The sequence below is a fragment of the Marinobacter sp. MA genome (assembly GCF_048298425.1).
Classification (GTDB): domain Bacteria; phylum Pseudomonadota; class Gammaproteobacteria; order Pseudomonadales; family Oleiphilaceae; genus Marinobacter; species Marinobacter salsuginis.
Genome location: NZ_CP103058.1, coordinates 262593 through 276305, shown reverse-complemented (window position 1 = coordinate 276305; position 13713 = coordinate 262593). Strand labels below are relative to the sequence as shown.

Annotated in this window: 12 protein-coding genes; 5 read left to right on the top strand and 7 right to left on the bottom strand. The window is 58.8% G+C overall.

The genetic code is table 11. The annotated features are described in order from the left end of the window. The first annotated feature begins 232 nt into the window (after positions 1–232). Positions 233–1162, top strand: a complete 930-nt coding sequence (locus tag NUW46_RS01195; protein WP_418141170.1) for a 2-hydroxyacid dehydrogenase — start codon at positions 233–235, stop codon at positions 1160–1162. On the opposite strand, the gene NUW46_RS01190 is transcribed toward NUW46_RS01195, so the two are convergent. Continuing rightward, positions 1156–2514, bottom strand: coding sequence for a hypothetical protein (locus NUW46_RS01190; protein WP_418142071.1), 1359 nt, complete (start codon positions 2512–2514; stop codon positions 1156–1158). The two genes, NUW46_RS01195 and NUW46_RS01190, sit on opposite strands and share 7 nt — an antisense overlap. 183 nt (positions 2515–2697) lie before the next feature. Between NUW46_RS01190 and NUW46_RS01185 the strand changes: the two genes are divergently transcribed. Continuing rightward, entirely contained in the window at positions 2698–3867 is a 1170-nt protein-coding gene (locus NUW46_RS01185; protein ID WP_418141169.1) for an acyl-CoA dehydrogenase, read from the top strand. An 80-nt stretch (positions 3868–3947) separates the two neighbouring features. Here NUW46_RS01185 and oadA read toward each other — a convergent pair whose 3' ends face one another. From oadA to NUW46_RS01160, 5 genes are all read right to left on the bottom strand, one after another. Then, positions 3948–5747 carry a sodium-extruding oxaloacetate decarboxylase subunit alpha gene (oadA, locus tag NUW46_RS01180; RefSeq protein WP_418141168.1) on the bottom strand — a complete coding sequence of 600 codons (1800 nt, stop codon included), beginning with the start codon at positions 5745–5747 and terminating at the stop codon, positions 3948–3950. Positions 5748–5768: 21 nt separating this feature from the next. Further along, complete coding sequence (locus NUW46_RS01175; RefSeq protein WP_418141167.1) at positions 5769–7190, bottom strand: acetyl-CoA carboxylase biotin carboxylase subunit; 1422 nt, start codon at positions 7188–7190, stop codon at positions 5769–5771. An 80-nt stretch (positions 7191–7270) separates the two neighbouring features. Next, a complete protein-coding gene (locus tag NUW46_RS01170) occupies positions 7271–7582 on the bottom strand; it encodes a hypothetical protein (RefSeq protein WP_418141166.1) in 312 nt (103 codons plus the stop codon). 157 nt (positions 7583–7739) lie between these two features. Beyond that, the gene (locus NUW46_RS01165; protein ID WP_153634255.1) at positions 7740–8339 is read right to left on the bottom strand and encodes a hypothetical protein; all 600 of its coding nucleotides are present in this window, start codon (positions 8337–8339) and stop codon (positions 7740–7742) included. Positions 8340–8411: 72 nt separating this feature from the next. After that, positions 8412–8738 (bottom strand): hypothetical protein, encoded by a 327-nt coding sequence (locus NUW46_RS01160; RefSeq protein WP_418141165.1) that lies wholly within the window; start codon positions 8736–8738, stop codon positions 8412–8414. Between the two features lie 297 nt (positions 8739–9035). Between NUW46_RS01160 and NUW46_RS01155 the strand changes: the two genes are divergently transcribed. The 3 genes from NUW46_RS01155 to NUW46_RS01145 all read left to right on the top strand — a co-directional run bounded on the left by NUW46_RS01155 (position 9036) and on the right by NUW46_RS01145 (position 11958). Continuing rightward, the gene (locus NUW46_RS01155) at positions 9036–10232 is read left to right on the top strand and encodes an acyl-CoA dehydrogenase family protein (protein WP_418141164.1); all 1197 of its coding nucleotides are present in this window, start codon (positions 9036–9038) and stop codon (positions 10230–10232) included. A 10-nt stretch (positions 10233–10242) separates the two neighbouring features. Next, the gene (locus NUW46_RS01150; RefSeq protein ID WP_418141163.1) at positions 10243–11385 is read left to right on the top strand and encodes an acyl-CoA dehydrogenase family protein; all 1143 of its coding nucleotides are present in this window, start codon (positions 10243–10245) and stop codon (positions 11383–11385) included. A gap of 117 nt (positions 11386–11502) precedes the next feature. Continuing rightward, on the top strand, positions 11503–11958 hold the full coding sequence (locus NUW46_RS01145; protein WP_209399272.1) for a MaoC family dehydratase: 456 nt from the start codon (positions 11503–11505) through the stop codon (positions 11956–11958). Positions 11959–12006: 48 nt separating this feature from the next. On the opposite strand, the gene NUW46_RS01140 is transcribed toward NUW46_RS01145, so the two are convergent. Next, on the bottom strand, positions 12007–13671 hold the full coding sequence (locus NUW46_RS01140; protein ID WP_418141162.1) for a long-chain fatty acid--CoA ligase: 1665 nt from the start codon (positions 13669–13671) through the stop codon (positions 12007–12009). Positions 13672–13713 lie beyond the last annotated feature (42 nt).

Sequence of the window (13713 nt, the reverse complement as noted above, 5' to 3'; positions counted from 1 at the left end):
ATTAATATGGTGAATAGTTGCGAATCCATCATTTTAATCGCTGCAGAAATCAAGTACCAGAAAGTCTTTTCAAAATTCGTACCAAATATGAAACACTTGGCACTTATGTTTCAAATCAGGAACCGCATGGCGGTATTTCATACCGTGTTTTTCAGAATTCGCCGTTTCTGAATTCTGCATTGCAAAACAAACTAGCAGCCATCAAACCCTGTGGCGACCCCCTGGAGGCAAAATGAAGATTCTTTTTGTGGCAGGCGACCCGAAACCCGAGCGCTGGACAGTGCCTATCAAGGAACTGCTGCCGGAAGCCGAGGTTTACGTCTGGGATCCGGAAGGGCCCGCCGTTGATGCGGATTACGCCATCGTGTGGCAGCCACCCGAGGCCCTGTTCGAGCGGGAAAAGCACCTGAAAGCCGTATTCAATCTGGGTGCCGGGATTGATGGGCTGCTCAAGGTTGCCAACCTGCCTGAAGCCCTAACCGTCGTGCGCCTGGAAGACCCAGGCATGTCGGTGCAGATGGCGGAGTATGTGCTGCACCAGCTGCTGGAAGCCAGTCGCGGGATGGAAACCTACCGGGAGCAGCAGCGCCAAAGCCTTTGGAAAATCCATCGTCCGATCAAACGCAGCGAGTGGCCAGTGGGTGTCATGGGGCTGGGCCATATCGGCAAGCGAGTGGCCCGCACGTTGGCCAACCTGGATTATCAGGTGAGCGGCTGGGCACGTGGGGAGCATAGCCTTGAAGGCGTGAATACTTTTGCCGGCCCGGATCAGCTTGGCGACTTCCTGAAAGCCACTCGGGTTCTGGTCAACACCCTCCCCCTGACCGACGAGACCCGTAACATCATCAACTATGATCTGCTGAGCCAGCTCCAGCCTGGCGCCGTGCTGATCAACGTTGGCCGGGGTGAACATCTGGTGGAAGAGGACCTGCTTCGGGCCCTGGACGAGGGCAAACTGCTCCGCGCCTCCCTCGATGTGTTCCGGAAGGAGCCACTGCCCGAAGGCCATCCATTCTGGCAGCGGAAAGAAATCACCATCACCCCGCACATCTCGGCCCGGACCCTTCGGGATGCCACCCTTGAACAGATCACCGGCAAGATCCGGGATCATGCCGCCGGGCGCGCCATTTCGGGGATTGTGGATACCGACCGGGGTTACTGACCCGGTACCAGCCAGGCGACCAGCGCTGTCAGCACCAGGAGAGCCGGCAGCGCTATCAATGCAAACAAACCGTTCCACCGAAACGCCACGACCCAGCGGGAGATCTGCCCGAACCGGGACAGCAGCATGACCGATGGACCAAAAGGCGACAGCATCATGGCCAGGGAGAAACCAATCACCAGAGCCACGGCAACCGGCAGCAGATCCATTCCTTCCGCCACCAGCTGGGGCAACAAACCGGCCTGAACACTCAGGACCGTGATGGGGATGATTCCGACCATGGAGAACATGGGCAGCATCAGCATGCCAACCATCGCGACCAGGAAAACGCCGCCACCAGTGGCGACCAGACCGGCCAAAGCATCCGCCGGAATGACCGCAGACAGGGCAACACCGAGGATGGCGGACGCGGCGAAGATGGCCATTTCATTCTGCATGGCCCAAACCTGGCCGGCACCCTCCTTGAGAACCGGCATCAACCCCCGTTCCTGCCAGAACATGTAGAGCAGCGTCACGGTCGGCACCGACAACATGGCCGCCACCGACACCTTGAAACCGGTTATGGCCACCAGGCCCGCCATCACCGTGAATACCAGCAGGATGAGAAACAGGAGGCGACCGGTACCGGGGAGCCAACCGTCAACAGAAACACGCTCGCTGCTGACCTTGCGGAACCGGCGCTGCTCCAGCACCCAGCCAATCAACACCATAACCAGCGCCGCGACCACACCGAAGGGTAACAGTTGCGACCAGCTCAGCTGCGGCAACTCCCGGGTAAGAATGGCCACGGCCACACTGGTGGGTGCTACCAGCGGCACGAGGGCAAACCCCCTCAGGGCACTGATCAGAACACTGCGCAACCACTGCAGGCGGGATTCACCGACGATACCGCGCTCCCGGAGGGTGTCAGAAAGGCTTCCGCACAGCAGGTTCATCATGCCGAAACTCAAAACCGTGGCAACGCCACAGCTGACCAGGGCGTACTTGGGATAGAGCAGCATGGGCCTTCCGCCCAGCAGAACATCGTGAATCCGGCGCAACACTTCGAACCGGCGCACCAGGCACTGCATCAGGCCCAGGCTGCCCAGAAACGCGGAATAGAACGCGGCGTCAGATGCCGCCTTCAACACCTGCCCGCTGTTCAGCGACCCGCGCCAGGCAAGCCCTCCCAGAATCAGAAGGGCCATAACCAGTAACATACGGGCGTACCCCTGCAGGCGCCCGGCCCCTGCCAGAAAGGCAGTAACGAACGCCACGCCCGCCACAGCACTGAGCTCGCGGCTATCGAGACAGATGGCCACCAGCTCTGTAACAACAGCCAGGGATACCAACCACTGCAGCATGCCGTTCAGCACAGAGGCACCTGGTCAGCCTTGAACACTGCTTGCATTTCCATAACACCCGGATTAGTCTTTCAGCATCAAATTACAAAACTGTGTTTCGCTTAATGAAACACCGTTGATACAAAGATAGCACAGATTGGTCCCTCGCCCCTAGCGTCGGGCTTTCGATATTCGCTTTCAGGAGAGTACATAATGGCTTCCGCACCCTGGAATGATTTGCTCGATTTCGACGGTCAACTGGACGAAACGGAGCGTCAGGTCCGAGACAGCATCCGCAGCTTCTGTGATGAGCAACTTATGCCCGGTATCACCGAGGCCAACCGGCACGAAAAGTTCGACCGCTCCATCTTCAACCAGATGGGGGAACTCGGCATGCTGGGTGCGACCCTGCCTGAAGAGTACGGTGGCCCGGGGCTGAACCATGTCTGCTACGGACTGATAGCGCGGGAAGTGGAACGGGTGGATTCAGCCTACCGCTCGGCCCTGAGCGTTCAATCTTCTCTGGTCATGTATCCGATCTATTCCTACGGCAAGGAAGCGATGAAGAAGCGCATCCTGCCCAAGCTGGCTTCCGGCGAGTACGTCGGCTGTTTCGGCCTGACCGAGCCCAATCACGGGTCCGACCCCGGCGGCATGGAAACCCGGGCCAAGAAAGTGGACGGTGGCTACCTGCTGAGCGGTTCCAAAACCTGGATCACCAACTCGCCGATTGCCGATGTCTGCGTGGTCTGGGCCAAACTGGACGGCAAGGTAAACGGCTTTGTGATCGAGCGTGAGGGCGCCAAGGGCCTCGACACCCCGAAGATTGAAGGCAAGTTTTCCCTGCGGGCCTCGGAAACCGGCTCCATCTTTATGGACGAGGTGTTCGTTCCGGAGGAGAACCACCTTGAGGTGGAAGGCCTGCAAGGCCCGTTCAGCTGCCTTAACAAGGCCCGTTTCGGCATTAGCTGGGGTTCACTGGGCGCGGCTGAATTCTGCTGGCACGCGGCCCGGAACTATACCCTGGAGCGGGTGCAGTTCGGCAAACCCCTGGCCGCCAACCAGCTGATACAGAAGAAGCTGGTAGATATGCAGACCGAAATCACCATTGGCCTGCAGGCCGCACTGCAACTGGGCCGCATGATGGATGCCGGCACCGTCACGCCGGATGCCATCTCGCTGCTCAAGCGCAACAACTGTGGCAAGGCGCTGGATATTGCCCGCGTTGCCCGCGACATGCATGGCGGCAACGGCATTTCCGACGAGTACCACGTGATTCGCCACGTGATGAACCTGGAAGCCGTGAACACCTATGAAGGCACTCACGATGTCCACGCGCTTATCTTGGGCCGTGGCCAGACCGGTATCGCAGCGTTCAGCTGATTCCTGCTCCAGCCGACTAACACGTAATAAAAAAGCCCCTCATCATGAGGGGCTTTTTTGGGTTCGGCAGACGTTGTTCCTTATTCGATATCCACCAGCACTTCGCCGGGAACAACCCGGTCTCCCTTCTTGATGGCGACGCTCTGCACGGTGCCAGAGATGGTGGCTTTCACCTCGGTTTCCATCTTCATGGCCTCGATGATCAGCACCGGGTCGCCAGCCTGAACCTCGTCGCCCTCCTTCACCAGCACATCCACGATGTTGCCCGGCATGCTCGTGGTCACGTGACCTTCCTTGGTGGCGGTCGCCCGGCCACCGCTGGAGCGGGCGCCCTCGCCATCTTCGCCCAGTGAAGCCAGGTGAATTTCCTCCGGAACTCCATCAACGGTCATGTAGAAACGACGCTCATTCTCTCCGGAGGGGTTGGCGCCGGTGACGTGGATATCGTAGCTCTCGCCATGAACCGTGATCTTGAATTTGCTGGAGACAGCACCGCCTGATGAACCGGTGGGGATCGGTTCCAGGGGTTCCGGCTGCAGCGTACCGTCCCGGCGTTGTTCAAGATACGCCTTGGCCTGATCCGGGAACATGGCGTAGGTGAGCACATCCTCTTCGCTGGTGGCCAGATCGCCCACCTGTTTGCGCAACTCGTCCAGCTCCCGGGGAATCAGGTTGGCGGGGCGCTCTTCAACCAGGTCCTCCTTGCCGACGGCGCGCTGCTGGAGTGATTTATCGACCGCAGCGGGAGCCTGGCCGTACCAGCCCTGGAGGTATTTCTTCACCTCGTTGGTGATGGACTCGTAGCGCTTGCCCGCCAGCACGTTGATCACCGCCTGGGTACCCACAATCTGGGAGGTGGGTGTGACCAGGGGCGGGTAACCGAGGTCCTTGCGTACCCGTGGAATTTCCTCGAAGACGTCCTGGATACGATCCAGCGCACCCTGTTCCTTCAGCTGGTTAGCCAGGTTGGACATCATTCCGCCAGGTACCTGTGACAGGAGCACCGAGGTATCAACGCCGTTATAGGCGCTCTCGAACTGGTGATACTTTTTGCGCACTTCCCGGAAATGGCGTGTTGCCTTATCCAGAAGCTCCAGGTTCAGGCCGGTTTCCAGGCCGGCATCATGCAGTGCCGCCACCAGGGATTCCGTGGGCGGATGGCTGGTGCCGCCGGCAAAGGCCGACAGGGCGGTATCAATATGGTCAACGCCGGCTTCCATGGCCGCCCACTGGCACATGGGCGCCATGCCCGAAGTGGCGTGGGAGTGCAGGAACACCGGTAAATCCAGGGTCTGCTTCAGTTTTCCGACCAGCTCGGCGGTTACCGCCGGCGTCAGCAGCCCGGCCATGTCCTTGATCGCGATACTGTCCGCGCCCATGTCGGCCATGGCCTTGGCCTGCTCCAGATAGGCATCGGTGCTGTGCACCGGGCTGACGGTGTAGCAGATAGTGCCCTGTGCGTGCTTGCCGGCCTTCTTGACCGCCTTGATGCTGGTCTCGAGATTGCGCACATCGTTCAGGGCATCAAAAATGCGGAACACATCCATGCCATTCTCGGCAGCCTTGGCTACGAATGCCTCCACCACGTCATCACCATAATGGCGATAACCCAGCAGGTTCTGGCCGCGCAGCAACATCTGCAGACGGGTGTTGGGCAGGGCCTTTCTCAGGGTCCGCAGGCGCTCCCAGGGATCTTCCTTCAGAAAACGTACACAGGCGTCGAACGTGGCGCCGCCCCAGCACTCCAGGGACCAGTAGCCGGCCTGGTCCAGCCACTCACAGGCCGGGAGCATGTCTTCGGTACGCATGCGGGTGGCGATCAGAGACTGGTGGGCGTCCCTGAGAATAACGTCGGTAATATGAATCTTGCGCTTGGTCATTGGGATCTCTCCGATGTTCTTTTACAGGCCCGCCTGCGCCGCGATGGCGGCGGCAATGGCTGTGGCGATGGATTCCGGGCGGGTTTTGCTGCTGTACTCAAGCAACTGGGGGTTGCGTTCAACAAAGCCGGTATTGAAGTCGGCGGCCTGGAAATCCGGATGCTCGAGAATCTGTTTGTAATAAGGAATGGTGGTCTGGACGCCATAGATGCCCATATCCCCGAGGGCACGTCGGGAGCGGGCAATCAGCTCGTCCCAATCCATGGCCCAGACAATCAGCTTGGCGCACATGGAGTCGTAATAAGGAGGAATCTCGTAACCGGTGTACATATTGGCATCGGTACGCACGCCCGGGCCGCCGGCTGAATAGTAGCGGCTGATGCGGCCAAAACTCGGCAGAAAGCCGTTCTTCGGATCCTCGGCGTTGATACGGAACTGGGCCGCGAATCCCCGGTAGGAGATGTCTTCCTGCCTGAGGCCCAGCGGTTCTCCGGCCGCGATCCGGATCTGGGCCTTGATGATATCCACCCCGGTGATTTCCTCGGTGATGGTGTGTTCCACCTGGACCCGGGTGTTCATTTCCATGAAGTAGAAACTGCCGTCGTGGTCCAGCAGGAACTCAACGGTGCCGGCATTCACATACCCGCACTGCTTCGCCACCCGCTTGGCCAGATCACCGATGTATTCGCGCTGGCTTTCCTCCAGCTGCGGCGACGGCGCCAGCTCAATCAGTTTCTGGTTGCGGCGCTGAATGGAGCAATCCCGCTCGTACAGATGCACAACGTTGCCGTGGGTATCGGCCAGAATCTGCACCTCAATGTGACGGGGTTCGATGATGCATTTCTCGAGGAAAACCTCGGCACTGCCAAACGCTTTGGTGGCCTCGGAGATTACCCGCTGGTAGTTCTGGCGCAGCTCCTTCTCGTTATCGCACCGGCGAATACCTCGCCCGCCGCCACCGGAGGTCGCCTTCAGCATCACCGGGTAGCCGATATCGGCGGCCTGGGCCACGGCATCCTCAACATCAGCAAGGTTGCCTTCCGACCCTGGAGTCACCGGCACGCCCGCAGCAACGGCGGTCTGGCGCGCCTGAGTCTTGTCGCCCATGGATGAAATCGCGTTCGCAGAAGGCCCCACAAAGGTGATGCCCCGCTGCTCGCAGATAGCTGCAAGCTCGGCATTCTCGGACAGAAATCCGTAACCGGGATGCAGGGCATCGCAGCCGGTTTCCACTGCCATATTCACAATATGGTGGGGGTTCAGGTAACCCGACAGGGGGTCCTTGCTGATCTGATAGGCTTCGTCGGCTTTCTTGACGTGCAGGGAGTACTCGTCAGCCTCCGAATGAATGGCAACTGAGCGTATACCCAGTTCACTGCAGGCCCGGGCAATCCTGACCGCAATCTCTCCGCGATTGGCGATCAGCAGCTTCCGTATAGCCATGGAAAATCCTCCAGGTGATGGAAGTCATTTGAGTCGAAAGGTGGTTGCTAAGGGCAGGCACGCCCTCTGGACTTGGGCGCTCAGGTGACAGGTGGCGCCTGCGGCAAGACCGGAAAACTGGCGCAATGGACCAGTCCCGAGAAGCCTTTGATACCTGAAAGAATGCCGTTCTGGTGAAGACTGAAACCCTGTGAGCGGTTGCCATCGCAGAGCCCGCCCTCCAGACCTCCGTCGCTTGTCACATCCAACAATAGCGGGCAGAAACCCGACTCACAGAACAGGGGAGCTGGGGTGGCGTCTGAGGCATGGGTAGGCAGTGAAATCAGGCCCAATGCCAGAATCATCAAGAGGCTTGGAACTCGCATCCGGCATTTTTGTTGGGCGTCCTGCATGGGCGTCCTTTGGTGTGACTAAAGTCGTAGAGAGTGTCACGTGATTACCGCATCGGTTCAATACGGTTTTCTGGGCCAGAAACATCGATTTTTTCGATGCTATTGCTGAAAACAACGTGTCTCCGGCGCCTCATTTGCGCCGGAGACATCAACCAGGTCAGAAGCCGCCTTTCACCACATGGACAATCTCATAGAACTTGGTTGCCCGGTGATCCAGGTCGATGGCGAGATCCAGTCGCTGCAACAGCTCCTCTGCACAAACCAGCCCGCGCAGAAAGGAACGTGAAGGCTGACGCCTGTCGTCATCCAGCACAAGCAGATACCCCTCATGGACTTCACGGAATGTGCTCACCAGATCTCCCACGGTTGCCGCGCGCAAATCCCGATAATGAATAGCCGGCAACTCACTTATCGGGCGCATGATATCCCGCACTCGAACGTCCTTCAGGGGGACGCCTTGTCGATTGGCGACACTCATGGCCTTCTCTCCATTCACATCCTCGATGGCCAGAATCCCCAGGCAATCGCCCGCCTGGTTTTCCACTACTTTAAAGGACGTGTCGGCGAGCCTCATCCACAGCCTCGCCTCGGACACGGACATATCGGAACTCAAGACGGACAATCTATGCTCAGCGAAATCCCTCAGCAGGTGAACGGCCGAATCGTCGCTTCCGATGTGGGACTGGGGTTTTGCGGTAGGCAGCGCGCCGGTCCGCGCCAGATCCTGAACTGGCAATGCGTTGAATACACTGTTCATGACAAACCTCGTAAATCTGAATTCAGGTTGGAGACCCCTGCGTCTGCAGGGACAAATCCGCAATGGTCAGAGTTAAACGAGACTGGGAGGTCCCTGAGGTAGCGCCGGATAGCTCAGCAGCCGGAACGGTGGCTGGATAAAGTCGAGGCTGGCCGAGTAGACGGCCCGGAAGTCCCCTGCAGGGAACAGAAGGGGCGAGGTGATCGAGAAAGATGCATCTGGCGACGAAGGGTCGCTTGTCCCATCCACTGAAATCAGCGTGGGGGCAAAGTGATCGTCCAGCTGGGGATCCAGTGCCGGATGCGACGTTCCATTGAGAAACACCACAAGCAGGCCTGTCACCAGCAATGCCAGCAGGCTGAACTTCAGGGTGCTTCTGTTAACGGAACAACTCGCCATAATTGGTGTCTGCGCTGATAGCGGAAAGGCACTTGCTCATACAAACATATAGCCTTTCAGGCCGGATGCAAGCTCAACTCCGGGTTAAAACTCCGCAATGTAATACGGGGTTCAGAGTGCATGGACAGCGAAAGACTTTTCGGTAAGCCCTGGATTTTACTTCCTCACCGAATACCATGTTTCGCCTAGCGGTACACACTTTTGCATTTATATTGACATGTACCGCTCTTATCTCCGAATATGTAGATATTCTGCCACGCGGTATATGTTTTCGCTTTGAAGCAAGAGAGGCTATTCATGAACTTGAATTACACTACCGAGGAGCTCGCCTTCCGTGATGAGGTCCGCGCGTTCCTGGATGAAAAGCTGCCGGGGGATATCTCCGCCAAGGTAAAAGGGTTCCGCCGGCTGTCCAAGGAGGACCACCAGCGCTGGCAGAAAATACTCAGCGAGCAGGGCTGGTACGCCACTCACTGGCCGGAAGAATACGGCGGTGTAAATTGGAGCCCGGTTCAGAAGCACATCTGGGATGAGGAATCCTCTCGTTATGGGGCGCCCCGTTCCGTGCCTTTCGGCGTCAACATGGTGGCGCCGGTGATTATCAAGTTTGGAACCGAAGAGCAGAAGCAGAGGTACCTGCCAAGAATCCTCAGCGGCGAAGACTGGTGGTGTCAGGGCTACTCCGAGCCGGGCGCCGGTTCGGACCTGGCCTCACTCAAGACCCGGGCCGTGCGCGAGGGCGACCACTACATTGTGAATGGCCAGAAAACCTGGACCACCCTGGGCCAGCACGCCAACATGATTTTCTGCCTCGTTCGCACAAACACCGAAGTGAAGGCCCAGGAGGGCATCTCCTTCCTGCTGATCGACATGAACACCCCGGGCATTACCGTGCGCCCGATCATCACTCTGGACGGCGAGCACGAAGTCAACGAAGTGTTCTTCGAGGACGTGAAGGTTCCTGTAGAAAACCTGGTGGGCGAGGAAGACAAGGGCTGGACCTACGCCAAGTACCTGCTCACATACGAGCGAACCGGCCTGGCCGGCATTGGCATTTCCAAGGCTGCGCTGCAGCACCTGAAGGAGCTGGCAACCCGCCGGATCAAAAATGGTCGCCCGCTGATTGAGGATCCTTCATTCAGCCAGCGCATTGCCCAGGTTGAGATTGACCTGATGGCTGCGGGAATCAGCAACCTGCGGATCATCGCGTCCGTGGAGGGCGGCGGCATGCCGGGAGCGGAAAGCTCCATGCTGAAAGTCCGCGGCACCGAGATTCGCCAGACCATTAACGATCTGGCTCGCCGGGCCATTGGCCCCTACGCCATTCCCTTCGTGGAAGAGGAACTGGACCTGGATTACGAGGGCGACTTCCTGTCGGACGAAAACGCCGCCCCGATTACTCCCCAGTACTTTAACAACCGCAAGCTGTCGATTTTCGGCGGGTCCAATGAGATCCAGAAGAACATCGTGTCGAAAATGATTCTCGGGCTTTAAGGAGGCGACCATGGATTTCCGACTGAATGAAGAGCAGCAGATGCTGCAGGACACCGTGGCCCGCCTGGTACGCGGTGAATACAGTTTTGAAAAGCGCCTTGAGTTCAGCGAATCGGAGCTGGGCTTCAGCGCCGATTTCTGGAAACAGCTGGGTGAGCTGGGCCTGACCGCCGTGCCCTTCCCGGAAGAGCTGGGGGGCTTTGGCGGAACCGGTGTTGAAGTAAAGAGCGTGATGACCGAGTTGGGCCGCGGCCTTTGCGTTGAGCCCTATCTACAATCGGTGGTTCTGGGCGGCGGGCTGATCAGCCAGGCCGGCAACAGCGAACAACAGGAACGGTGGCTTGGCGGCATTGCCAGCGGTGAGCTTCGCGCTGCTGTTGGACTTCAGGAGGCCCAGAGCTTTTACAACCTGAACGATGTGGAAACCCGCGCCGAGAAGTCCGGTGACGGTTACCTGCTGAATGGTCGCAAGGCGGTCGTGATCGGCGGGCATTGTGCCGACGTGCTGGTGGTATCTGCCCGAACTTCCGGTGACAGCCGCGATGCAGATGGCATCAGCCTGTTCCTGATTCCGGCTGACGCCGAAGGCCTCAAGCGCCGGACTTATCCGACGATTGACGGTTCCAAAGGCTGTGACCTGTTCCTGAACAACGTTCAGCTGGGTCCCGAAGCCCTGCTCGGCGAGGAAGGCAAAGCTGCCGAAGTGATTGAATACCAGACCGGACGCGCCATTTCCGCCTTGTGCGGTGAAGCCGTAGGCGCCATGGAAGTGGCCTGTGACCTGACTCTGGAGTATCTCAAGCAGCGCAAGCAGTTCGGCGTGCCCATCGGCAAATTCCAGGTGCTTCAGCATCGGATGGTGGACATGATGTCCGAGCTGGAACAGGCCCGCTCCATGGCCATCCTGGCGGCTAGCGTCGCCGACGAGCCCCAGAGCGACGAACGCCGTCGAATCCTGGCCGCCGCCAAGAACGTGATCGGCCGCAGCGGCCAGTTCATCTCCGAACAGGGCGTCCAATCCCACGGCGGTATCGGCATGACCTGGGAGTACAACTTCGCCCACTACGCCAAGCGCCTGGTGATGATCAATCATCAGCTCGGCGATGACGATTTCCACCTGGAGGCTTACGCCACTCTTTTACAGGCAAGCTAGAATCCCCTCATCAGTGAGCCTGGGGCCTTGTCATTTTGAGGCCTTTTTGAGGGGTGGTCGCCAGACCACCCCTTTTTTAATCCGGAGGCGGACAACGGTTATCACCAGGGAGCGCTCATGAAAGAGATAAATCTTACGGAACTGGCAGGTCTGGCGGGGCAACTGGAGAGCCACAGCCCCTGGCTCACCATCACCCAGGAGATGGTCGATGCCTTTGCCGATGTGACCGGTGATCACCAGTGGATTCACATTGATGTTGAGCGGGCCAGGCGCGAATCACCCTGGAAAAGCCCCATCGCCCATGGGTATCTCACGGTCTCGCTCATCTCGAAACTGAACCCCCAGGCAATACGAGTGATCGGGCCGTCCGCCACCATCAATTACGGATTGAACCGGCTGCGCTTCCCATCGGCGGTGAAAGTCGGCTCGGACATTCGTACCCGCGTGGAACTACTCTCTGTTGATCAGGTGGATGATCAGCGCCAGCTAGCCACCTACAAGACCACTATTGAGATCCGGGGTGAAGACAGGCCTGCCTGTGTGGCAGAGACTCTGATGATGTATGTTGCCTGACGGGCCCGGATCGGCGGGAGCCCGAACGAGGCTCGACTCTCCGCCTGTTCAGGCATTCTGCTTCCATTCCTCTTCCTGCAGGGCCCGCCACATCAGCTTGCCAGTAGGGGATTTCGGCAGTGCCTCCACAAACTCCACAATGGTCGGTATCTTGTAGGCCGCCATCTGCTCACGGCACCAGTTGATGATGTCTTCTGCCGAGGTTTTTCCCTCCGCCTCGGATGTCAGGACAATGCAGGCCTTGACCGTTTCACCCCGTTTCGGGTCTGGTGCAGAGATGATGCAGACTTCGTGGATGGCCGGGTGCCGGTACATCAGACCCTCCACCTCGGAGGGCCAGACCTTGAAACCGGACGCGTTGATCATGCGCTTGACCCGATCCACCATGAAGAAATAGCCGTCCTCGTCGTAATAGCCAAGGTCCCCTGTTCGGAAGAATTGTTTGCCGTCGATCTCCACGAACGCGGCTTCGGTTTCCGCCGGCCGGTTCCAGTACCCGATGGTGACCTGCGGGCCAGACGATACAATTTCACCGGTTTCACCGGGGCCCTTTTCCTCCAGGGTATCCACATCGATGATCCGGCTGTCCACATCGAAAACAGGGATACCCAGGCACTGGGCCTTGGGTTGCTTGACCGGGTTAATGTGCGTAGCGGCCATGGTCTCGGACAGGCCGTAGCCCTCGATATAATCCAGCCCAGTCATGGTTTTCAGCTTTTCCGCCACCGCCGCTGGCATGGCGGCGCCTCCACCGCCGATGGTATTCAGGCTGCTGAGGTCGTACTGGCCAATGTCCGGATTCGACAGGAAGTCCACCGCCATGGTCACGATGTTGGTCCAGCCCGTGACCCGGTAGCGCTCGATCAGACGGGCAGCCGTAGTGCGGTCCCAGCGTGTCATGATCACCGACGTCGAACCGCTGTAGATGGGACTGTTCATGGAGCCAGTCATGCCGGTTACATGGAAGAACGGCAGTGTGGACAGTTGCACCGTATCCGGTGTGCTCAGGTTCCAGAAGGCACGGTGCATCGCCGTTGCCATGACCGAGCGATGGGTATGCATACAGCCCTTGGGCGCACCGGTCGTACCCGAACTGTAGGGGATGACGGCCAGATCGGCAGGTCCAGCCGTGTGGGCTGACGGCTCGTACCCGGCCGCCAGGGCAGCCTCCCAGGTCACCACACCCCGTACACCCCGGGACCAGACCGGGGCCGCAACTTCCGCCGGAAGATCGAGATCGGTATCCGGTTTGATGTAGCTGCTGTAGGAGGCCACCACAACCTGCTTCAGATCCGTTTCCGGCAACAGAGGAATGATGAAGTCCGCCAGCTCCTGGCCGGCCAGGCAGATTGAGGCTCCCGTGTCGGCAATAAAATGCTCGAGCTCGGCGGCACGGTTCATCGGATTGACCGGAATCACCACGGCGTCTGCCCTCAGGATGGCGTAGTAGGCGATCACGTACTGCGGCGAGTTCTGCATGTAGAGCAGCACCCGATCCCCCTTCCCGACGCCCTGTGACTGCAGGTAGCCCGCCATGGTTTCCACTTCCGACAGAAGACGTCGGTAGGTAAGGGGCGCATCGTAGAAGATGATCGCGTTATGGTCCGGGTAGCGGAGCGCAGATATTTCCAGGTTCCTGAAAACACTGGTTTCCGGCAGGGTCATGGTCTTGGGCAGTTCTCGGGGCCAGACCTTGAAATGGCGTGTGAACATGCGTGTTGCTCTCCAGAGTTCAGTCAGTCGGCCACAGGTGCA